This is a genomic window from Rhodococcus sp. IEGM 1241 (assembly GCF_033142365.1).
Classification (GTDB): Bacteria; Actinomycetota; Actinomycetes; order Mycobacteriales; family Mycobacteriaceae; genus Rhodococcus_F; species Rhodococcus_F erythropolis.
Genome location: NZ_JAWLSE010000001.1, coordinates 844,207 through 865,716, shown reverse-complemented (window position 1 = coordinate 865,716; position 21,510 = coordinate 844,207). Strand labels below are relative to the sequence as shown.

At 63.3% G+C, this 21,510-nt stretch carries 23 protein-coding genes; 14 read left to right on the top strand and 9 right to left on the bottom strand.

Annotation, left to right across the window (positions count from 1 at the left end):
• Window positions 1-15: 15 nt before the first annotated feature.
• Window positions 16-609 carry a TetR/AcrR family transcriptional regulator gene (locus R4P70_RS04180; RefSeq protein WP_019745374.1) on the bottom strand — a complete coding sequence of 198 codons (594 nt, stop codon included), beginning with the start codon at window positions 607-609 and terminating at the stop codon, window positions 16-18.
• Window positions 610-725: 116 nt separating this feature from the next.
• On the opposite strand from R4P70_RS04180, the gene R4P70_RS04175 reads away from it, so the two are divergent.
• From R4P70_RS04175 to R4P70_RS04165, 3 genes are all read left to right on the top strand, one after another.
• Window positions 726-1,487, top strand: coding sequence for an enoyl-CoA hydratase-related protein (locus tag R4P70_RS04175; RefSeq protein ID WP_069145572.1), 762 nt, complete (start codon window positions 726-728; stop codon window positions 1,485-1,487).
• Window positions 1,488-1,728: 241 nt separating this feature from the next.
• Window positions 1,729-2,244, top strand: a complete 516-nt coding sequence (locus R4P70_RS04170; protein ID WP_070795651.1) for an OsmC family protein — start codon at window positions 1,729-1,731, stop codon at window positions 2,242-2,244.
• Window positions 2,245-2,281: 37 nt separating this feature from the next.
• Window positions 2,282-3,595 (top strand): bifunctional o-acetylhomoserine/o-acetylserine sulfhydrylase, encoded by a 1,314-nt coding sequence (locus R4P70_RS04165; protein ID WP_019745377.1) that lies wholly within the window; start codon window positions 2,282-2,284, stop codon window positions 3,593-3,595.
• Between the two features lie 64 nt (window positions 3,596-3,659).
• Here R4P70_RS04165 and bphC read toward each other — a convergent pair whose 3' ends face one another.
• From bphC to R4P70_RS04145, 4 genes are all read right to left on the bottom strand, one after another.
• The gene (gene bphC / locus R4P70_RS04160; protein WP_020909199.1) at window positions 3,660-4,580 is read right to left on the bottom strand and encodes a biphenyl-2,3-diol 1,2-dioxygenase; all 921 of its coding nucleotides are present in this window, start codon (window positions 4,578-4,580) and stop codon (window positions 3,660-3,662) included.
• Between the two features lie 35 nt (window positions 4,581-4,615).
• The gene (locus R4P70_RS04155) at window positions 4,616-5,794 is read right to left on the bottom strand and encodes an acyl-CoA dehydrogenase family protein (protein WP_003940250.1); all 1,179 of its coding nucleotides are present in this window, start codon (window positions 5,792-5,794) and stop codon (window positions 4,616-4,618) included.
• A gap of 181 nt (window positions 5,795-5,975) precedes the next feature.
• On the bottom strand, window positions 5,976-6,845 hold the full coding sequence (locus R4P70_RS04150) for an alpha/beta fold hydrolase (protein WP_019745379.1): 870 nt from the start codon (window positions 6,843-6,845) through the stop codon (window positions 5,976-5,978).
• A 76-nt stretch (window positions 6,846-6,921) separates the two neighbouring features.
• Entirely contained in the window at window positions 6,922-7,830 is a 909-nt protein-coding gene (locus R4P70_RS04145) for an IclR family transcriptional regulator (protein ID WP_020970849.1), read from the bottom strand.
• 138 nt (window positions 7,831-7,968) lie between these two features.
• Here R4P70_RS04145 and R4P70_RS04140 point away from each other — a divergent pair, with 138 nt between their 5' ends.
• From R4P70_RS04140 to R4P70_RS04130, 3 genes are all read left to right on the top strand, one after another.
• Entirely contained in the window at window positions 7,969-8,844 is an 876-nt protein-coding gene (locus R4P70_RS04140; RefSeq protein ID WP_020970850.1) for a TIGR03619 family F420-dependent LLM class oxidoreductase, read from the top strand.
• Window positions 8,845-8,876: 32 nt separating this feature from the next.
• Entirely contained in the window at window positions 8,877-9,368 is a 492-nt protein-coding gene (locus R4P70_RS04135; RefSeq protein WP_003939809.1) for a nuclear transport factor 2 family protein, read from the top strand.
• A gap of 127 nt (window positions 9,369-9,495) precedes the next feature.
• Window positions 9,496-10,743, top strand: coding sequence for an Nramp family divalent metal transporter (locus R4P70_RS04130; RefSeq protein ID WP_019745383.1), 1,248 nt, complete (start codon window positions 9,496-9,498; stop codon window positions 10,741-10,743).
• A 56-nt stretch (window positions 10,744-10,799) separates the two neighbouring features.
• On the opposite strand, the gene R4P70_RS04125 is transcribed toward R4P70_RS04130, so the two are convergent.
• A complete protein-coding gene (locus R4P70_RS04125) occupies window positions 10,800-12,395 on the bottom strand; it encodes an acyl-CoA synthetase (protein WP_070386352.1) in 1,596 nt (531 codons plus the stop codon).
• Window positions 12,396-12,764: 369 nt separating this feature from the next.
• Between R4P70_RS04125 and R4P70_RS04120 the strand changes: the two genes are divergently transcribed.
• Together R4P70_RS04120 and R4P70_RS04115 are read left to right on the top strand one after the other, a co-directional pair.
• Window positions 12,765-13,703: a 3-oxoacyl-ACP reductase gene (locus tag R4P70_RS04120; protein ID WP_007729451.1), complete on the top strand. Its 939-nt coding sequence runs from the start codon at window positions 12,765-12,767 to the stop codon at window positions 13,701-13,703.
• 27 nt (window positions 13,704-13,730) lie between these two features.
• Window positions 13,731-14,474 carry an SDR family NAD(P)-dependent oxidoreductase gene (locus R4P70_RS04115; protein ID WP_019745385.1) on the top strand — a complete coding sequence of 248 codons (744 nt, stop codon included), beginning with the start codon at window positions 13,731-13,733 and terminating at the stop codon, window positions 14,472-14,474.
• Window positions 14,475-14,495: 21 nt separating this feature from the next.
• On the opposite strand, the gene R4P70_RS04110 is transcribed toward R4P70_RS04115, so the two are convergent.
• A complete protein-coding gene (locus R4P70_RS04110) occupies window positions 14,496-15,401 on the bottom strand; it encodes an amidohydrolase family protein (protein ID WP_003940342.1) in 906 nt (301 codons plus the stop codon).
• Window positions 15,402-15,526: 125 nt separating this feature from the next.
• Here R4P70_RS04110 and R4P70_RS04105 point away from each other — a divergent pair, with 125 nt between their 5' ends.
• The 3 genes from R4P70_RS04105 to R4P70_RS04095 all read left to right on the top strand — a co-directional run bounded on the left by R4P70_RS04105 (window position 15,527) and on the right by R4P70_RS04095 (window position 18,271).
• The gene (locus R4P70_RS04105; RefSeq protein ID WP_019745387.1) at window positions 15,527-16,054 is read left to right on the top strand and encodes a nuclear transport factor 2 family protein; all 528 of its coding nucleotides are present in this window, start codon (window positions 15,527-15,529) and stop codon (window positions 16,052-16,054) included.
• 4 nt (window positions 16,055-16,058) lie between these two features.
• Window positions 16,059-17,192, top strand: a complete 1,134-nt coding sequence (locus R4P70_RS04100; RefSeq protein WP_019745388.1) for a 12-oxophytodienoate reductase — start codon at window positions 16,059-16,061, stop codon at window positions 17,190-17,192.
• Between the two features lie 80 nt (window positions 17,193-17,272).
• Window positions 17,273-18,271: an MDR family oxidoreductase gene (locus tag R4P70_RS04095; protein ID WP_019745389.1), complete on the top strand. Its 999-nt coding sequence runs from the start codon at window positions 17,273-17,275 to the stop codon at window positions 18,269-18,271.
• A gap of 5 nt (window positions 18,272-18,276) precedes the next feature.
• Here R4P70_RS04095 and R4P70_RS04090 read toward each other — a convergent pair whose 3' ends face one another.
• Window positions 18,277-18,828, bottom strand: coding sequence for a ribonuclease H (locus tag R4P70_RS04090; RefSeq protein ID WP_007729467.1), 552 nt, complete (start codon window positions 18,826-18,828; stop codon window positions 18,277-18,279).
• Between the two features lie 45 nt (window positions 18,829-18,873).
• On the opposite strand from R4P70_RS04090, the gene R4P70_RS04085 reads away from it, so the two are divergent.
• The 3 genes from R4P70_RS04085 (at window position 18,874) to R4P70_RS04075 (ending at window position 21,104) form a co-directional block, all read left to right on the top strand.
• The gene (locus tag R4P70_RS04085; RefSeq protein WP_019745390.1) at window positions 18,874-19,827 is read left to right on the top strand and encodes a DNA-3-methyladenine glycosylase family protein; all 954 of its coding nucleotides are present in this window, start codon (window positions 18,874-18,876) and stop codon (window positions 19,825-19,827) included.
• A 17-nt stretch (window positions 19,828-19,844) separates the two neighbouring features.
• Complete coding sequence (locus R4P70_RS04080; RefSeq protein ID WP_019745391.1) at window positions 19,845-20,495, top strand: pyridoxamine 5'-phosphate oxidase family protein; 651 nt, start codon at window positions 19,845-19,847, stop codon at window positions 20,493-20,495.
• A gap of 111 nt (window positions 20,496-20,606) precedes the next feature.
• Complete coding sequence (locus R4P70_RS04075; RefSeq protein WP_020970854.1) at window positions 20,607-21,104, top strand: hypothetical protein; 498 nt, start codon at window positions 20,607-20,609, stop codon at window positions 21,102-21,104.
• 7 nt (window positions 21,105-21,111) lie between these two features.
• On the opposite strand, the gene R4P70_RS04070 is transcribed toward R4P70_RS04075, so the two are convergent.
• Window positions 21,112-21,501 (bottom strand): ArsR/SmtB family transcription factor, encoded by a 390-nt coding sequence (locus R4P70_RS04070; RefSeq protein WP_019745393.1) that lies wholly within the window; start codon window positions 21,499-21,501, stop codon window positions 21,112-21,114.
• Between the last annotated feature and the right edge of the window lie 9 nt (window positions 21,502-21,510).

Genomic DNA, 21,510 nt, shown 5'->3' with positions numbered 1-21,510 from the left:
ACGTCCTGAGTCGACTCAGCGAGCAGCGATGCCTTCCGCGACGTACCTGGCACCGCGATCGAATTCGCCGACCACGTCGTAATCGGCGTCTTGCCGCCAGAAGCGGACCAACGCTCCGTACGTACCGCCGATCATCTGCGCGAGAAACAGCGGCGGGTAGTCCGATCTCACTTCGCCGGCTTCGATACCGGCAGTGACGATCCGCAGAAGTTCCACATGGAACCGATGATCGTGTGCCGCCCCCGCTCCGGAGGAGGCGAAGTCGCGCTCGAGTTCTGCAGTCACCATGCGCAGATAGCGCGGATGCATGATCGCTTGTTGCGCAAAGTCCTGAAAAATCCGGGAGATCCGATCAGAGGTCGGCATCGGAGATTCCATGAGCTGATCCACCAGTGCCGCAAGCTGATCGAGATGATCACTGTGCAGCGCCTCGAGAACCGAGTCCTTGCCCTGGAAGTAATTGAAGAAGGTGGCTCGCGACACCTCGGCTCGCTCGGCGATGTCGTCAACGGTCGTGCTGGCGAAACCCTTTGCCGAGAACAGAATTCGAGCAGCTAAGAGCAACCTGTCGTTGGTATCGCGCTTGTTCTGTTCTCGTTTGGAAATCACGTCGACCTGCCTTTCTCCGCCTCAGGACACAGTCTTCGCCACAGTCCGGAATGTGTCCAATGTCGGTCTCGCCAGTTGACGCACCACCCCTTCGATAGATGGACTACAGTCCAATTATGTCGCCTGTTTCCACAGAACGCCACGACCGCGTTCTCATCGTCAGGATCGAACGCGAAGAACGTCGTAATGCGATCAATCGTGAAACTGCCGAGGGCATCGAAGCCGCACTGAACCTTCTCGACGACGACCCTGCGCTGTGGGTCGGCATCATCACCGGAACCCCCAACATCTTTTGCGCCGGAACCGATATCCGAGAGCGAGCCGACCTTCGCATGCCTCGCGGCGGTGAGTACGGCGTCATTCGGCGTCAGCGAAACAAGCCTTTGATTGCCGCGGTCGAGGGGTACGCGCTGGGTGGCGGATTCGAAATCGCATTGGCCTGCGATCTGATCGTCGCCTCCGCCACAGCACAATTCGGTCTGCCCGAAACCAAACGCGGTCTGGTTGCGACGTCCGGTGCGCTCTTTCGGGCGCCACGTGCCCTTCCGATCAATGTCGCTCGCGAACTCCTGATCACCGGGCGCACTCTCGATCCCGATCGGGCCAAAGATCTCGGCGTCGTCAATGCAGTGACTGCCCCGGGTAAGGCGCTCGACGAGGCTCTGGTGATGGCGGCCGAGATCTGCGAGTCCTCTCCGACCTCGGTAAGCCTGAGCCTGAAGGCAATCGACGCTCTCTACGCCGAGGCCGATACTGCCGGATGGACCATCACCGACGACGCCAAGGACGCGGTGCTCCGATCGCCGGACATCGCCGAAGGACTCGACGCTTTTGCGAGCCGTCGGACGCCGCAGTGGAGCGGACTGCCGCCCACATGAGCGACCACGATCCGAGACGAATTTCCTATAGGGCTGGTCGGAAAGGGTGTGAACCGGTTACAGTCTCTTCCGTGACGGGAATTGGCGCATACGAGACGGGCACGCTGCTGACGCGGCGACGCCATGTCGATTTTGCGCACGTCTGTACATCCGGGTGTCCGATCTACTGATCGGACCTACGACGTGAGCGCCGCTCACGTCGATACTCGTATGTACACCCAGATCAGGGGACATTTCTGTCATGACCACCGCTTCCATCTCGCACCTGAGTTCCGTCGTAGCAGCCAATGCCGACGCCATCGACAAGGACGCAAGCAAAGCGCACGTCGTCTTCAAGGCATCCGCTCAGGCGCACGACGCCGTTGCCAGCACCATTTCTCTCGGTAAGTACACCGTCGAGGTCGACGAGCCGCCGGCCCTCGGCGGCGAGAACACCGCAGCCAATCCCGTCGAGTACTACCTCGCATCCCTGCTCTCCTGCCAGGTGGTCACCTACCGTGTGTGGGCGGACAAGCTCGGTATCGCGCTCGACGACATCTCGGCCAGGGCAGAAGGCGACCTCGACGTTCGTGGATTCTTCGGATTCGACGATGCCGTCCGCCCGGGATTCTCCGAGGTTCGCGTCGTGGTGACCCTGACCGGTCCGGAAACTCGCGAGCGATACCTCGAGTTGCAGGAGACGGTCGACGCCCACTGCCCCGTACTCGATCTCACCCGAAATCCCGTCTCAGTGCATACAGTCGTCGAAACTGCCTGACCCGCACAAACCCACCTTCACCACGGAGTATGAATTCATGAGCGAGAACACCCCCGTCGACACCGATCCGACCGCCGATTGGTCGTTCGAAACCAAGCAGGTCCACGCCGGACAGGGCCCGGACAGCGCTACCAACGCTCGAGCGCTTCCGATCTACCAGACCACCAGCTACGTCTTCGACAACACCGACCATGCGGCGGCGCTCTTCGGCCTCGCCGAGCCGGGCAACATCTACACCCGCATCATGAACCCGACGCAGGACGCCGTCGAGCAGCGCATCGCCGCTCTCGAAGGCGGAGTCGCGGCTCTGCTGGTTGCGTCCGGTCAGGCCGCCGAGTCCTTCGCGATCCTCAACCTCGCCGAGGCCGGGGACCACATCGTCTCCAGCCCTCGCCTGTACGGCGGCACGTACAACCTCTTCCACTACACGCTGCCCAAGCTCGGCATCACCGTCGACTTCGTCGAGGACCCGGACAACCTCGATCACTGGCGTGAGGCAATCCGTCCGAACACCAAGGCGTTCTACGGCGAAACCATCTCCAACCCCAAGAACGACGTGTTCGACATCCCCGGCATCAGCGCAGTCGCCCATGAGCACGGCATCCCGCTGATCGTGGACAACACGGTTGCAACTCCGTACCTCATTCAGCCGCTGAAGCACGGCGCCGACATCGTCGTCCACTCCGCCACCAAATACCTTGGTGGACACGGCACCGCGATCGCCGGCGTCATCGTCGACGGCGGCACGTTCGACTGGACCCAGGGACGCCACACCAACTTCACGACCCCCGACCCCAGCTACCACGGCGTCACCTTCGCCGATCTCGGTGCACCCGCCTACGCCCTCAAGGCACGCGTTCAGCTTCTGCGCGACCTCGGCTCGGCCATCGCACCGTTCAACGCCTTCCTCATCTCGCAGGGCATCGAGACACTGAGCCTGCGCATCGAGCGCCACGTGTCCAACGCCCAGAAGGTCGCGAAGTTCCTCGAGGGCCGCGCCGAAGTCACGTCGGTCGCGTACGCCGGACTGGAATCCTCACCCTGGCACGAGCGTGGAAAGCAGCTGGCTCCCAAGGGAACCGGCGCTATCGTCGCGTTCGAGCTCGCCGGTGGAGTCGATGCAGGCAAGAAGTTCGTCAACGCACTGACGCTGCACAGCCACGTCGCCAACATCGGTGACGTTCGCTCACTCGTCATCCACCCCGCGTCGACGACGCACTCGCAGCTCACCCCCGAGGAGCAGCTCGCTTCGGGTGTCACCCCGGGGCTCGTCCGCCTCGCGGTCGGTATCGAAGGAATCGACGACATCCTCGCCGACCTCGAAACCGGTTTGGCAGCAGCAGCTTCCTGATCGAGCACAAGAAAAAGCTCGGTCCCGACAGGCGTCGGGACCGAGCTTCTTCGTTGCGTCAGAACTAGCTCTTGGGTGTGAACGCGGCCAGCGGTTCACTGTCGGACCAGTCATGGCCCCAGTAGCTGTCCGCCGTGATTTCCTCAGCGGTGTAGAAGGTTTCGTCGACAAGCGTGCCTTCGCAACCGAACTCGAGATCCCAACCACCCGGTGCGCGCACGTAAAACGAGACCATCTTGTCGTTCGTGTGGCGACCCAACGTCGAGGAGATCGAGAAGCCGAGCTTGGCAACACGATCGAGAGCCTGACCGACGGCGTCGAGAGTCTCGGCTTCCATCATCAGATGCACGAGACCGGGCTCGTCAACCGGCGGCGCCGGGCACAGCGCCAGGCTGTGGTGGCGCTGGTTGACACCCATGAAGCGAACGCGGCGAGCCGGCGGCGGCGCATCGATTCCGCCGAGACGGATGGAACCGCGCGGGAGGAATCCGAGCACCTCGGTGTAGAAGGTGTACGCCTCGTCGAAACGCGTAACCGGAAGCACCACATGGCCGAGTCCCTGATCACCGGTGACAAAGCGGCCGCCGTGCGGGGTGACCAACGGGCTGTGGTCGAGTACCGGTCCGAAGAAAACCTCGACGCGGTTGCCGTTGGGATCGTCGAATGCGATGACCTGCTCGGCATCGCGGTAGCTGGCGTCGACCTCGGAAAGAACCTCGACCTCGACTCCGGCCTTCTCGACCTCTTCACGAACACGCTGGAGCGCGAACTGATCTCGCACTTCCCAGCCCACTGCGAGGGCCTTGTCCGTCTCACCGGGCAGGACGATCAGTCGCGCACGACGCTCGTCGAGGCGCAAGTAGAGGCCGTCGGCTTCCGGGCCACTACCGACCGCGAGGCCGAGTCCGTCGACCACGAGCTCGCGCCAGCGAGCCACGTCCTGCGTTTGGATCCTGAGATACCCCAGGCCCCGAATTTCAGTCATGCCTAACCGTCCTTGCTTCGAGAGTGATTGTGGGACTAGATCATCGAGCGGTGGATGCCCTGCGGTTCGCCACCGAGCTGCGAGAGCGTCGACGCGTGGAAGATGGAACCGGGTACGTGGATCGCGTGCGCGAGACCGGCATGCGCATCACGCCAGAACCGCTGCATCGGCGTGTTCAACTGCAACGCGCCACCACCGGAACGAGCAAAGATCTCGTCCACCGCCCGCACCGCCCGCCACGCCGCAGCAGTCTGCGTACGCCGACCGATCGCACGCAGCTCGAACGAAACTTCCTGCCCCTTCTCGGTCATGTCCCAGAAACGATCCACCGTCTCCAAGATCGCAGCCCGAGAAGCAGCGATCTCGGCCGCCGCCTCACCGATCGCGAACAACACGTACGGATCTTCCTTGATCGGAACACCACTGACCGTCACACGCTCACGCTGCGCCGCCATGTTGCACGCCAACGCACCCTCAGCGATACCGATCAACGACGAGGTGATCCCCAACGGGAAAATGCAGGAGAACGGGAACTTGTACAACGTCTCCGTACGGCCCGCTTCCTTCCACGCCGTCCCGTCGTACACCTTTCCGGCGTCGATCGTGCGGTAGGTGGGCAGGAACGCGTCCTTGACGATCAGGTCCTTCGACCCGGTTCCGCGCAGGCCCACGACATTCCAGCTGTCCTGGTCGATGTCGTAATCAGAGCGCGGCAGCAGTACGTGCAGGTGCTTCGGCGGCATCAACGGCTTGCCGGACTCGTCACCGACCATCGCGCCGATCATGATCCAGTCACAATGATCGGTACCGGAGGAGAACGACCAGCGACCGTTGAGGATGTACCCACCCTCGACCGGCCTCGCCACGCCCATCGGCGCATACGGTGACGCCATCCACGTGTCAGGATCGGTTCCCCACACCTCTTCCTGAGCCTTGCGGTCGAAGAACGCAAGCTCCCACGGATGAACACCGACGATGCCGCTGACCCAACCCGTAGCACCGTCCATCGCGCCGATAGCCATTGCCGTCTCGGCGAATTCACGCGGATGTGCCTCGAGGCCTCCGAACTCCTTCGGCTGGAACATCCGGATGACGCCGGAGTCGCGCAGGCGCTTCGCGCTGCCGTCCGTCAAGCGCATCAGCTTGTCGCCCTCGACTCCGTCGGCGCGGATCTCGTCGGCGAACTGTGAGATGTTGTCCAGAACCTGACCCATGATTTTTCCGGCTTTCTGGTTTCGCTACCCGGCGAGTGCCTGGGCAGAATGAAAATCTGTTGGTGAAACGGTGGCAGGTAGCCCGCCGAAGTGCAGAAACGCTTCCCGGTGAGTGGGAGCACCCCCTGTGCGCCTTTTTGGTAGTGGGAGCTACCAAAAAGGCGCACGGGGGCGAAGCCCCTTACTTGCCTTCTGGACGCGTCAGGAATGCCAGAACGGACGCGACCCAGGCGTCACGGGCTTCGATCATCGTCCAGTGTCCGCAGTTGGGGAAGATGTGAACTTCGCCGTTGGGGATGTCGCGCATCGGCAGTATCGCCATGTCCACGGGGCTGACGCGGTCGTCGCGTCCCCAGGTCAACAGCGTCGGCGCCTTGATCTTGTTCAGCTGCGCCCAGTACGGCACGGCGGTCGACGCAGCGGCAGCCGCGCCCATGGCGGCCATGGCCTTGCTGCTGTACATCCGGCGGGCGATCTCGAGCGTCGTCGGCTCGGTGGCCAGGGCCCAGCGCTCTTCGATGAGCTGCTCGGTGACGACCGCGCGGTCGAAGACCATCGAGTGCAGCCACCGGACCAGAGCTTCGCGGGTGGGGTTGTCGGTGAACTCCATGAGGAGTTTGATGCCTTCACCGGGGCCCGGCGAGAAGGTGTTCTTTCCCATGCCGCCGATGGTGACGAGCTTGCTCACCCGGTGCGGTTCGTCGATCGCGACCTTGGTGGCGACGATGCCGCCCATGGAGTTGCCGATCATGTGGACAGGTCCGAGGCCGAGGCCGTCGAGGAACATCCCCACCGATGCCTGCGCCATCATCATCGGGTGGTCGGGGCCGGGATCGCTGACGCCGAATCCGGGGAACTCGAGAACGTAGCAGTGGAAGTGCTCCGCGAAGTCCGCGAGAACGCCGCGGTAATTACGCCAACCCGTGACACCGGGGCCCGAACCGTGCAGCAGCAGGAGCGGCGGGCCGTCGCCGGCTTCGTGGTACCGGAGCACACCGAGATCGGTCTGCAGTTCCTTCAGGGTTCCCTCGTAGCTCAGTTCAGTCGTCATGGTCCGAACGGTGCCATCAGTACCGCTGAGCTGCTATGACTCGTCCCGATCAGCGAGACAAGTCGATCAAAATACGTCAGATCCAGTGGTCGGACGACGCTGCCAGCAGGCGATCCATCGTCTCCGCCGAGAACGTATTGGTCGGAACGGGAGGCGTCTTGCGGCCGCGTCGAGGAGCACCCAGTTCGGGGTACAACGTCCGCGAGACCTCGCGAGCCGCGTCGACGACCAGCGGAGCAACTCGCTCGAGCTGAGCGGTCCGCATGTCACCACACAACGCGATGCTGCCGACGGGACCCTCGTGTCCGCGAATTGCCGAAGCCACACATGCGACTCCACGCGCCGACTCCCCGCGTTCGAAGGCCAGTCCCCGACGCTGACGGATGCGGTTCAGTTCCTGATGGAGCACGGCGACGTCGGTGATGGTGTTCTCGGTGCAGCGGGGAAGTGCCGACCCGAACAGAGCGTCGACGCGCTCGGGGTCGATCCATGCCAGCATCGCCTTGCCGCCGGCCGTCGAATGAGCGAGCACTCTGCCGCCGACGCGGGACGGCAGCGCCGCGGCGAATCGTCCGCCGACCTTGTCGAGGTAGACGCTCTCGCGTCCGTCGAGCACCGACAGGTGAACGACCATGCCGGTCTGCAGGTGCAGTTCGTGCAGAAGCGGTGCTGCGGCTTCGCGGATCTGGCTGTGGCCGCCGTCGCCACCACCGAGGCCGAGCGCGCGACGCCCGAGGCAGTAGCCGAACGATGCGTGATCGACCCAGTCCAGCTTGACGAGCTGATCGAGAATGCGGTGGACGGTGGACCGCGGCAACTGGGTGCGGCACGCGACTTCTTCCAGCGTCAGCCGCGCGGCGCGGCCGTCGAAGGCGTCGAGAATCAATGTCATCCGCTCGACCATCGACGGCGGCAGATCCTTCTTGGGTTGCCCGGCGGCGTTCTGGACGGTGGACAGTGTGTCGTTCATGTCAACGATGGTCATGGACGCCTCCCGAAAACTGGAATTGATTCTACCGACTATAACCCAGGTCACAGTTTCTGGAAAGTGAATCGGTCGTTTCGATCCCGATCAGCGGTAATTCACCCGCTGCCGCGTCGGTGGGAGCGCTATAAACGCCCGATGCACCTGGGAATCGTCACGCCGGTCCTGATTCAGCACCCGAGCACGCGTTCGGAGTGGGAGGCGAGTGCTGACATCGGCGAGATCGCCACAGTGGCCGCCACGGCGGATCGACTCGGTTTCCATCATCTGACCTGCAGTGAACACGTGGCCGTTCCAGAAGAAATTGCCACCGAACGCGGCGGAACCTATTGGGATCCGCTCGCCACGCTGGGTTACCTGGCCGCCCGTACGTCGCGGATCCTCCTGGCGACGCAGGTGCTGGTACTGGGTTATCACCACCCCCTCGAGATCGCCAAGCGCTACGGAACGCTTGATCGCGTCAGCAACGGACGCCTGATACTCGGTCTCGGAGTGGGGACTCTGAAACAAGAATTCGATCTCATAAATGCTCCGTTCGTCGACCGAGGAGCACGTGCCGACGACGCTCTGGCAGCACTTCGAGCATCACTGTCGACTCCGACTCCGGAGTATCACGGCGAGTTCTACGACTACTCCGGATTTGTCGTCGAACCCCATGCCGTCCAGAAACGTGTGCCCCTCTGGATCGGCGGCCGGACAAAGAGATCGTTGCGCCGGGCCACCACACACGGCGACGGGTGGGTGCCGTTCGGGCTGCGATTCTCCGAACTGAAGGAAATGCTCGACGCCACGACACTCCCCGACGGATTCGACGTAGTGCTTCCCGCCGGTGCTCCGCTCGATCCCCTCGGCAATCGCGAATCCGCCCTTCGCGCCTTGACACGCGTCCGTGACGCCGGGGCGACCATCGCCAGTTGCTCGGTCGGCGCTCGAAGCGTCGAGCACTACTGCGAACAACTCGAAGAACTTCACCGAATCGCCCTCGCCGAGGGCTTCTCTTTCACCACTTCCTGATTTGCCGACAATCCAATGCAAAGGACGTACCGATGACCGACTCGACCGCCCTGATCGAATCTCTGCTCGCCCGAGTGGAATTGCTCGAGGACAAGCTCGCGATCACCGAACTGCTGACCACGTACAGCCCTGCCGTCGACAGTGGATCAGCCGACGAGGTCGCGAACCTGTGGCTCGAGGACGGTGTCTACGACGTCGACACCGGCGCGATGCACGGCCGCGGCGAACTGCGCGCGATGGTTCACAGCGCCTCTCACCAGAACTGGATCATGAACGGCGCCGCTCACATGATGACGCCCGCGCACATCCGCATCGACGGCAACAAGGCCGTCGCGACCTGCCATTCGCAGTTGGTCATCAAGGACCCCGAGAACCCGACGGGGTTCAAGGTCCTCCGCATCACCGCGAACCGCTGGGAGCTGATCAAGACCGACGGCGAGTGGAAGGTCGAACTGCGTACCAACGCGCTCCTCGACGGCCGACCCGAGGCCCGCGCTCTCCTGGCCGCCGGGGTGACTGCCTAACCCCTGTGCGCGGTTAGGGACCCTCTGGGGTCGCTGACCGCGCACAGCTGTTGAAAGTTCGGCTCCCCGAACTCTATAGTTCACATATTCGAACCAACAGGTCCGAGTACGTGTGACCAGGAGACCGATGAGCACCAGTACGCAAGAGCCGACGACTCCGCGCCGACGACCCACGGGAAGATCCATCGCCCTGCTCGGTCCGGCGTTCGTCGCGGCAATCGCGTACGTCGATCCGGGTAACGTCGCCGCCAACCTGACCGCCGGCGCGAAGTACGGCTACCTCCTCATCTGGGTACTGGTACTCGCCAATGCAATGGCCGTGCTGGTGCAGTACCTGTCCGCGAAACTCGGGCTGGTCTCCGGCAGATCCTTGCCCGAAATGCTGGGTCAGCGCCTGCGTAAGAACAACCGCCGCGCCTTCTGGCTCCAGGCCGAGATGATGGCGATCGCGACCGACGTGGCCGAGGTCATCGGCGGCGCCATCGCACTCAACCTGCTCTTCAACATCCCGCTCTTCCTCGGCGGGCTGATCACCGGATGCGTGTCGATGGTGATCCTGACGATCCAAAGTCGGCGCGGACAGCGCACTTTCGAGTTCGTGGTCATGGGATTGCTGGCCATCATCACCATCGGCTTCCTGACCGGGCTCGCCTTCACCGACGTCTCCGGCAGCGAAGCGGTCGCCGGACTGGTCCCCCGCTTCGAAGGAACCGAGACCGTACTGCTCGCCGCCAGCATGCTCGGAGCAACGGTCATGCCGCACGCGATCTACCTTCACTCCGCATTGGCACGTGATCGCCACGGCCACATCAAACCCGGGCCACGGTTGCAGCGACTACTCAAAGTCACCCGTTGGGATGTCGTCGTCGCGTTGATCATCGCCGGTGGCGTGAACATCGGCATGCTGCTTCTGGCCGCTTCGGCGCTGCGCGGAGTACCCGGCACCGACACCATCGACGGCGCGCATGCCGCGATCGAGAATTCACTCGGTCCGGGTGTAGCCGTGGTGTTTGCGATCGGACTCCTCGCCTCCGGACTCGCGTCGACCTCCGTGGGGTGCGCGGCCGGCGCCGAGATCATGCATGGTCTTCTGGCCATTCGCATTCCGGTGATCACACGCCGAATCGTCACTCTCATCCCGGCACTGATCGTGCTCGGACTCGGCGTCGACCCGACGCTGGCACTCGTGCTCAGCCAAGTGGTCTTGAGCCTGTGCATCCCCTTCGCGATCATCCCGCTGGTGCGAATGACCTCGGACTCCGAACTCATGGGCGACGCGCGCAATGCCCCGTTCACGACCGTCGCGGCATGGATTGCGGCCGGCTTGATCGTTGCACTCAACGTCGCTCTGCTGGTTCTGACGGTGACAGGCTAGAGCACCAGAGCCACCCAACGCGTCCCTCACAAACGCGCTGGATGGCTCCGGCCGGACTAGGAAACTTGCTCGGCGAGAGTGGCCTTGGCCCAGCGATAGTCGGCCTTTCCGCTGGGAGAACGCCTGATCGACGGAACGTTCATGACGGTGCGCGGCACTTTGTACCGAGCGACCTGCGACGCGCAATGCTCACCGATCTCGGCAGCGTCCGGGACGTCGAAGCCTTCGCGGGTCGTGATGACCGCAGCGACGCGCTCACCGAACTTCGCATCCGGAATTCCCGCGACCAGAGCGTCGAGCACCGCCGGGTGACTCTTGAGTGCCTGCTCGACCTCTTCGGGGTACACCTTCTCCCCGCCGGTGTTGATGCACTGAGAACCACGCCCCAGCAGGACGATCGAGCCGTCGGCTTCCACGCGCCCGACGTCGCCGAGCACCGACATCCGCACCCCGTCGATCACCGGGAACGTAGCCGCGGTCTTGACCGGATCGTTGAAGTAACCGACCGGCACGTGACCACTGCGAGCGATGTAACCGGTCTCGGGCGATCCCGGCTCCAGCGGCCGCATCCTTTCGTCCACGACGCGGGTCTCGTCGCGAGCGGCGATGCGCATCAGGCCGTCTTCGCCGATCTCGAGATTGCCGTCGACGCCCGACTCCGAGGAGCCGAATCCGTCGCGGATCACCAGGTTCGGAAGTATCGACTTGAGCTGCTCCCGCAGTGAGAGCGAGAACAAGGCCCCGCCGGACGAGACCATGCCGACCGTACTGAGGTCGTAATCTGCTGCGTTTGCAGCCAATTCGTCTGCGAGCGGACGGGCCATCGCGTCTCCGACGACGGTGATGGAGACGGCCTTCTCACTCCCGGCGAGCTGCAGGGTCGTCTTCGCGTCGAACCGCGCCATGAGAATTGCGTTGGCGCCCATGAAGAATCCGGTGAACAGCGAGTACGACGCCGCACCATGCATCAGGGGTGCGGTACTGAGCATGTTCATCGCGGGAACGTTCGGCACCGCGGCGAACAGAGCCTCAGCGGTCGTGTGCGGCGGACCGAACGGATTTCCGCCGGTGAGCGCCGCGAAGTAGAAGTCTTCATGACGCCACATGACACCCTTGGGCATCCCCGTCGTGCCGCCGGTGTAGATGACAAAGAGGTCGTCGTTGCTGCGGGGCGCGAAGTCACGAGTGGCGGGCTGCTCCGCGGCAGCGTCGGCAAATCGAACGACGTCGACGCCTTCGATATCGCGGACGGCTGACTCGCCGACGACAACGACGTGCTTGATGCCGGGCGCGGCCGGGAGAACCGTCTCCACGACGGAAACGAACTCCTCGTCCACGATCAGTGCCACCGACTGCGAATCGTTGTACAGGTAGGTCAGTTCGGCGTCGACGTAGCGATAGTTGACGTTGATCGGGACCGCACGAATCTTGAGGCAGCCGAGCAAACTCTCGACGAACTCGACGCTGTTGCGCATGTGCAGAGCGACGTGATCGCCCGGCCCGACACCGACACTCGCCAAGTGGCGGGCAATGCGGTTCGATCCCTCGTCCAGTTCGACGTAGGTGCGACGACGGCCATCGCACACGAGCGCCGTGCGGTCCGGAATCAGATCCGAAATGCCCTCGTACAGATCTGCCAAATTCAGTGACACTGCTGGTGCCTTCCTTGATGTCCGGCCCGGTGAATTCGGGGCCGACCGTACTGCGTTTTCGGTGAGAACTATCCGACCCTGGAGCCGACGAATGCGGCCGAGAACTGAGCGGATCGGTGGTGACGCAAACGCGTATGCGGTGGGATCGCCGCGTCGACCCAAGGTGGCATGCAGCGCTCGTGACCCAGATCACCGCTCCCGCTGAGTGAGACTGCTCCTCAGTTGGTCAAACTTCTGCTCAAAACTAGAACTAATTCTGATTTCGCTCGAATGATTTTTTCGGAAAGACTGCCGAACTCTCGACTTCAAATTAGAATGAATACTAATTTTGCTGTACCTACCCGCCAGACCGGATCGAAGGAGCACGACATGACGCAATCACTGAGCTTGGAAGGCAAAGTTGCCGCCGTCACCGGCGCCGGCGCCGGCCTGGGTCGCGCCGAAGCACTCGGACTCGCGGCTGCCGGTGCAGCCGTCATCGTCAACGACATGGGTGCAGCGGCCAACGACGTGGTCGACGAGATCAAGGCCGCAGGTGGACAGGCACTCGCCATCACCGGCGACGTCTCCGACTGGTCGCTCGGCGGGCGCATCATCGAAGAGGCTGTCAAGAACTTCGGATCCTTCGACATCCTCGTCAACAATGCAGGCATCCTGCGCGACAAGATGATCTTCAACCTGACCGAATCCGATTGGGACGACGTCATCCGCGTGCACCTCAAGGGCCACGCCGCCACCTCGCACGCAGCCGCAGTCCACTGGCGCGCAGCCAGCAAGGCAGCCGACGCACCGGTCTACGGCCGCATCATCAACACCTCTTCCGAGGCCTTCCTCTTCGGCAGCGCCGGACAGCCCAACTACTCGGCAGCCAAGGCCGGCATCACCGCTCTGACGCTCTCGAGCGCAGCAGGTCTCTCCCGCTACGGCGTCCGCACGAACGCGATCTGCCCCCGTGCCCGCACCGCCATGACGGCAGAAGCTTTCGGCGAGAACAACACCGGCGTCGTCGGCCTCGATCCGCTTGCACCCGAGCGCGTCGCGACCCTGGTCAGCTACCTCGCATCCCCCGATTCCGACGAGATCAACGGACAGGTCTTCGTCGTCTACGGCAAGATGGTGGCATTGATGGAAGCACCCAAGGTCGAGAACCGTTTCGACGCAGCCGGATCCGCGTTCACCGTCGAAGAACTCGGTGGCCAGCTCTCGTCTTACTTCTCCGGCCGTGGGCCGTACGAGACCTACGCTGCCTACAGCATCGCCGGCCTCGAAAAGATCGCACTTGCAGTCGACGAGACCGCAACAGTTTAAGCAGCACTTACGAAGAGGAGCGTTTTCATGAGGTTGAACGGCAAGGTAGCGATCGTCACCGGCGGCGCCGGTGGAATCGGTCGTGCCATCACCCGAGTCTTCGCCCGTGAAGGCGCGAAGGTCCTGTTCGTCGACATCAACGACGAGCAGGGCCAGGCCCTCGAACAAGAACTGGCCGGCTCCGGCAAGTTCCTGAACGTCGACCTTGCTGCCGCCGGTTCGGCCGAGCAGATCCGTGACGCCGCGCTCGAGGCTTTCGGCAAGCTCGACATCCTGGTGAACAACGCTCACGCATCCCGTCAGGCTCCGTTGCTCGAAACCACGCAGGACATGTTCGACTTGTCCTTCAACACCGGTTTCTACCCCGTTGTCCACCTGATGCAGGCATGCCACGACGAACTCGCGAAGACCAAGGGTTCGGTCGTCAACTTCGCATCGGGTTCAGGTTTGGACGGAATGCCCACCCAGACGTCCTACGCTGCGGCCAAGGAAGCTGTGCGAGGCCTGACGCGCGTCGTCGCCAACGAGTGGGCGCCGGAAGGCATTCGGGTCAACGTGGTCTGCCCGTTCGCCGCCACCGAAGGCGTCGTCAAGTGGCAGGAAGCCTTCCCCGAGCGCGCAGCCGCATCGGTTGCCAAGGTACCTCTCGGACGCATCGGTGATCCCGAAACCGACATCGCTCCCGTCGTGGTATTCCTGGCGAGCGAGGATTCCAAGTACATGACCGGACAGACGTTGATGGCCGACGGCGGCAGCATCAAATTGCGCTGAGCGAAATACTTCTCGGTGGGCTCAGCTCACCGAGAAGAGTTTCGCAGCGTTGTCGTGCACGACGGCTCGCAGCCATTCGTCTCCGAGATCGAAGCGCGTAACCGCTTGCAAGGCTGTGAGATACGGGTACGGAATGTTCGGGAAGTCGCTACCGAACAGAATCCGGTCCTGCATGTCGACGAGCCGTGAAACGTCTGCCTTCGGGAAGGCGCACTGCTCTTCCGTGAAATCGGTGAACGCCATGGTCGTATCCAGGCGGACGTTGCCGTAAGCCTCTGCCAGATCGAGGAATTCGCTGTACTCGGGCATCCCCATGTGGGCGACGATCAACGACAGGCGCGGGTACCGTGCGAGCAGCGAAGCAATGCGATCGGGTCCCGTGTACTCCCCCGGCGCCGGTCCCGATCCACAGTGAATCACGATGGGCGTCTCGGAGTCCTCGAGCTGACCCCAGACCTTGTCGAGCAGAGGGTCGTTCGGGTCGTAGTTTCCGACCTGGATGTGGGACTTGAAGATTCGCGCGCCCGACTCCAGGGCCTTTCCGACGTACGACGCCGCCGACTCCTCGGGATAGAACGTGGCCGTGTGCAGGCAATCAGGTGTTTGCGCGGCAAATTCGACGGCCCACTGATTGAGCCACTCGGCCATCGCGTGCTTGTGCGGGTAGATCATCGACGTGAAAGCCCGGACACCGAACTCGCGGAGACGGTGTACCCGCTCCTCCTCGGCAAGTCGGTACGCGATCGGCCATGGTCGACCGATCATCGGTCCCGCCGAATCGAAGTAGCCCCACACCTTGTCCATGACGCTCTTCGGCATGAAATGGGTATGGACGTCGATCACGCCAGGAACACCCAACTCGCGCCAGAAAGCCCGAACCTCGGCGATCTCCTCCGGTCCGGTTGATGGGACCTCTTCGGTACACACGTCTGACACCCCTTTCGTTCGCTCGACCATACCGAGTGCCGTCGCGCTCACCGGGACAGGTCGTTGACGGCCCGCGTTGAGCACCCGAATGTGAACCCATCTTGCCGATCACCGTTGGAGGTTGAATGTCTCAGGCCGAGTCCGAAGTGGGATCGATCAGTGCCGTCGAGGAACTGCTCGCAATCGAGGAAATCAAACGTGTCTTCGCCGCGCGCCTACGCTGCATGGACACCAAGCAGTGGCACGTCTACCCAACCCTGCACACCGCAGACGTCGTCAGCGAGACGTGGGGCGGACTCCCGACAGACAAGCAACCCAAGACCGGTGACACCTCGAACCAGGTAGTGGGCATCGACAAACTCACCGCGGCAATTCGGAACATGCTCGACGGCGACATCCCCCTCACCACGGCGCACCACGCACACACTCCCGAAATCGTGCTGACCTCACCCACCACCGCAACCGGTATCTGGGCGATGGAAGACATGCTGTGGTGGAACGACGGCGAGAAAGAACTACACCTGCACGGCTACGGCCACTACCACGAGGAATACCGCAAAGAAGACGGCAAGTGGCTGATCAGCTACCGAACCCTCACCCGGCTCCGTGTCGACCAGGACCCCGGATTCTTCCGATTCATGAAAGCGCTGTGACGAAGTGACCAACCCGCTGTTCCAACCGCTCCGCATCCGTTCGCTCGAATTGTCCAACCGCATAGTCATGTCGCCGATGACGCGCACGTACTCCATCGAGGGCGTGCCTGGCCGCGACGTCGCCGACTATTACCGCCGACGCGCCGAGGGCGGTACCGGACTGATCGTCACCGAAGGCGTCGCGATCGATCACGAGACTGCTGTCGACCACGCCAACGTCCCCAACCTCCACACTCCCGCTGCTCAGGCCGGATGGCGGAAGGTAGTCGACGACGTGCACGCTGCGGGCGGCAAGATCGTGCCGCAGCTCTGGCACGTCGGGCCTCTGTGGGGCGCGATGACGCAGATGGACCCTTCGCTCAAGCCGATGCGTCCCTCCGGCGAGTGGGGTCCGCTGGGCGTCACCTCGTACTCCGCGGCCTACGTCGAACGCGCGCAGGCGAGCACCGAAGCGATGACCGAGCAAGACATCCAGGACGTCATCGACGCGTATGTCCGTAGCGCGAAGCACGCCGTCGAACTCGGCTTCGACGGTATCGCGATCCACGGCGGTCACGGCTACCTCCTCGATTCCTTCTTCTGGGAGGGCACCAACCAGCGCGACGACGCGTGGGGCGGCGACCTGGAGCGTCGTACCAAGTTCCCGGCCGCCGTCGTCGCTGCGATCCGCGCGGCCATCGGACCGGATCTGCCGATCATCTACCGTTTCTCGCAGCACAAGCAGCAGGATTTCACCGCGAAGATCGCGGAGACCCCCGAGGAGTTGGGAGTCATCCTGGGCGCGCTGGTCGACGCCGGAGTCGACGTTCTCGATGCCAGCATCAGGCGCTTCGACGTCCCCGCCTTCGAAGGCAGCGATCTCTCGCTGGCCGGCTGGGCGAAAAAATTGACCGGCGCCGTCACGATGGCCGTCGGCAGCGTCGGTATCGGAAAGTCGCTGCGGGACAGCCGTATCGAAGGCGTCGCCCCTGTCGTCGACAACATCCCACAGCTCGAGGAACGCATCGGCAGCGGTGAGTTCGATCTGATCGCGATCGGCCGTCTCCACCTCGCCGATCCGGCATTGGCGACAACCCTGCGCGACGGTAGTCCGCTGCCGGCATTCGATCGAGCGGTGCATGAGGGCAGCTTGATCTAGGGGCTCCGCCCCTGTGCGCCTTTCCGGTAGTTCGCACTACCGAAAAGGCGCACAGGGCCGAAGGCCTTTATGTTCGACCCATGACTACTTTCAACGCCTGGGTCGCCCGCGAAAGCGACGGCACCATCGACTTCGCCCCCGAAACCGTCGACGAATCCTTCCTCCCGGCAGGTGAGGTCACCATTCGCGTCGAGTATTCGAGCGTCAACTACAAGGACGCGCTCGCGGTCACCCCGAAAGGCGGGGTGGTTCGCGAGTACCCGATCGTCCCCGGCATCGACGTCGCCGGCGAGGTCATTGCCTCCGAGTCCGACGCATTCGCCCCGGGCGACAAGGTCGTCGCACATGGCTACGAGATCGGGACCGCCCGCAACGGCGGCTACGCCGAGATCGCCCGTTTGCCTGCCGAGTGGGTCGTGAAGCTCGACGGCATTTCCACCGCCGACGCTGCTGCGATCGGCACGGCAGGATTCACCGCAGCCATGAGCGTCCAAGCCATTCTGGCCAGCGGAGTGAAGCCCGCCGACGGTCCCGTCCTGGTGACGGGCGCGAGCGGCGGAGTCGGCACCGTCAGCGTCGACCTTCTGGCAAGCGCAGGCTTCGACGTGGTCGCCTCCAGCGGTAAGCCAGGCGCGGCAGACCTTCTGACGTCACTCGGTGCGTCTTCGGTGATCGGCCGGCTCCCCGAAGATCCCGACGCCAAGCCTCGCCCGCTCGGAAAATCTCAGTGGGCGGCGGCCGTCGACTGCGTCGGTGGAAAGACCCTCGCTCACGTTCTGAGCACGATCAACTACGGCGGTGTTGTGGCCGCCAGCGGATTGACCGGCGGCGCCGCGCTGCCTACGACCGTGCTGCCGTTCATTCTCCGCGGAGTCTCACTGCTGGGCATGGACTCGGTATTGATGCCGATCGAACCCCGTCGCGCGCTGTGGGCCCGTCTGGGCTCCGACTTGGCCCCACGTCATCTGAAGGAGATCACGAACCTCGTTGCCGTCCGCGACGTCGTCTCGGTGATCGATCAGGTACGCGAAGGCAAGTACACCGGCCGGGCGCTGGTTCAGGTTGCCGACGGTTTCTGAACCGCTCAGAAAAGTGTGAACAGATCTGCCGGTTCTTCGGCCGTCGTGGACTTCTCCTTGTAAGGGGAGTTCACGGCGGTCGGTTCCTTCTTCACCGGGGCAGCAAGCGGGACCGATGCGATGTCCCCCGAGACGATGGCGCGTGCGGCTTCGCCGGCCAGCTTGTCTGCCATTTCGTTGTAGTGGTTGCCGACGTGCCCGCGCACCCAACGAAAGCGCACCGGACCGACTCGATCGGTGATGGCTCGGTCGATGCTCTGCACCAGTTCCAGGTTCTTGACCGCCCCGCCGCTCGCGGTCTTCCAGCCCTTGCGCTTCCAACTCGGCAGCCATTCCGACGCGCACTTGATGGCGTACTGCGAGTCGGATTCGATGAGCAGAGGATCAGCACCGGGATGGGCGACGACGGCCTCGAAGAGCGCACGCAACTCGGCAATCTGATTGGTGCCGGACGCTTCTCCGCCGGACATGCTCGGACCCTCGTGATTGACCCACGCCCAGCCGATAGCCCCGCCGGGGTTTCGCAGACAGGATCCGTCGGTGCTCACGATGATCATGGCTCGGACAATACGTTGCGCCACCGACACACGCCTTAACGGAGGATGGACGGTGGCGATACGCTGACCTCGATGACGCCGCTATCTCCGGTCGACGAAGTCACGGTGACTTCTCAGCGACCGCTCGATGCCGCGCTGACGCTCAGCCCGCATCAGCGCGGACCCGGCGACCCCGCACATCGACGGTCAGCCGACGGAGCGATCTGGCGAGTTTCCCGCCAACTTTCGGGTCCTGTGACCTACCGCATCACGCAGTCGGATCGCCATACGGTCCGGGTACAGGCCTGGGGTCCCGGCGCCACGGAATTTCTGACCGGCGCCGAAGCTCTGCTCGGTCTCGACGACGAGGCCGAAGATTTTGCGCCCGAGCATCCCAAGCTCGCCGAAGCTCATCGACGCTTCCCTCATCTGCGCATCGGCCGCACCGGACGCGTCATGGAAGCCCTCGTTCCCGCGATCCTCGAGCAACGCGTCCACGGCATCGACGCGTTTGCCGCATGGCGTCGGCTGTTGACCAAATTCGGGGAGCGCCCACCCGGCCCCGCGCCCGACGGAATGCGAGTTCCACTCACCGCGGACCAATGGCGGCGAATGCCGTCGTGGGAGTTTCATCGCGCAAATGTCGATCCCGCGAGATCCAAGACGATCGTTCAGTGCGCTCGCGTCGCCGACCGCCTCGAGCAGGCGTCATCGTTCCCCAGGGCCGAAGCGACCAAACGATTGCGAGCAGTGCCCGGCGTCGGGATCTGGACTGCCGCGGAAGTGGCTCAGCGCGCCTTCGGCGATTCCGACGCACTCTCGGTCGGCGACTACCACCTCGCTGCGGTCGTCGGCTGGTCGCTCCTGGGCGAACCGATCGACGACGCCCAGATGGTGCAGTACCTCGCTCCCCTCCAACCGCATCGATACCGCGCGGTGCGGCTTCTGCAGGTCAGCGGCCAAGCCGTCAAACCCAAGTTCGGTCCGCGAACTGCCGTTGCCGACCACCGCTGGCACTGAGCACCAGGAGATAAAGAATGTCGACCCGATACGCACACATCGCCTTCTCCCCCGCTGCGGTGGAGCGTCAGCGGTCGACCGGGAGTTTCACCGTCTACGGTTCAAAGCTCGATCAGCCCGACGAAGGTCCGATGGAATTCGATTTCCGCGCTCAGGGATTCGTGAAATCCGTGGATTCCTTCTTCATGTCCACGGTGACGCCCGACGGTTGGCCGTATGTCCAACATCGCGGCGGACCGCGCGGATTCCTGCATGTGTTGGGCCCGAATCGAATCGGATTCGCCGATCTCCCCGGCAATCAGCAATTCGTGACGCTCGGCAATCTGGAAGAGAACAATCGCATCTCGCTGTTCGTCATCGATTACCCGACGCGAACGAGATTGAAGATCTACGGGCGTGCACACGTGATCGAAGCGGACGAGGACCCTGAACTGCTGCAACAACTCTTGCAGGTCCCCGGCGGCACCATGACAGCAAAAGCGCAGCGCTCCATCGTCGTCGAGGTCGAAGCGTTCGACTGGAACTGCAGTCGAAACATCACACCTCGCTTCGACAAGGAGCGCATGGACGAATCCCTCGCTCTGGCACGCCAACCCCTGCAAGCCGAGGTCGATCGGCTTACTGCCGAGGTCGAAGAATTGCGCGCGCGGTTGTCGAAAAACGAATGAGACTGGGCGGTTTCAGGGCCCCCTGAGTCGGGTAGCCACCAAACACGGCCCGTCGCGCGGAGACGACGGGTCCCGTTGTGCCCGAGGAGGTCCGCACGATCGATCCAGACGGTGGAGTTCAGGCTGACGAACTGCACCGCCACCATTCACGACTGGTTCCACACAGACAGATTGGCCGTCCCCATGAAACTGTCCCGAACTCTCACCATGTCCGTTCTCGTCGTCGCCGCTGTCGGCGCCGGAGCCGGCACCGCGGTCGCAGCGCCCCCGAATGCGGGCTTCGATCCGTCCCAACCCCTATTGACCCCGACCGCCGAGTCGAACAGCCAGGCGGCGTTGATGCTCTTCCCCGGTAACGATCCGAAGCAAGCCGCGTTCGACACGATGGCCAACGAGGTCAATATCGGCTGGAACAACGGCGGCGTGCAGTCGACGCTCATCGGAGCCAACCTCGGCGTCGGAATCGGCTGCCTGTCGATCTTCCCGAACTTCATCGCCGGCTGCATCGTCGGTGGAGTCATCGGCACGGTTGCCGGAGTCGGCGCGGGAATCACCAACGGAAACCCGAACGCTGCGCCGGCCGTCGAGAAGTTCTTCGCGACTCCTTGAGAGACGCTCAACTGTGCGTGTGCCCGGGGGTGGGTGTCTCGTCGTGAAAATGTGTGGCGCCGATCGAATGCAACAGCTGGTGAACGGTGTCGTCTGCCAGTTGGTATCGCATCGATCGGCCGTCGCGCGTCGCGCTCACCCACCCCTGGCTACGCAGTAGCCGCAGCGCATGTGAGACGGCTGTGCCGCTCATCCCCAGCGCCACGGACAGATCCGTGACGCAGATACCCGGTGCGTGGTGAAGGCAGAGCAACAGACGCAGACGGTTGGCGTCGGAGAGAAGCTCGAAGCGACCGGACCAACTGGTGACATCGAGACCCTCGAGTGCAGCCCTGGCGCGACGAACATCCTCGACGCTCAGCGCGCCACTGGTGTCTGCTGCGCCTGCATTCGTCAACCGACTGCC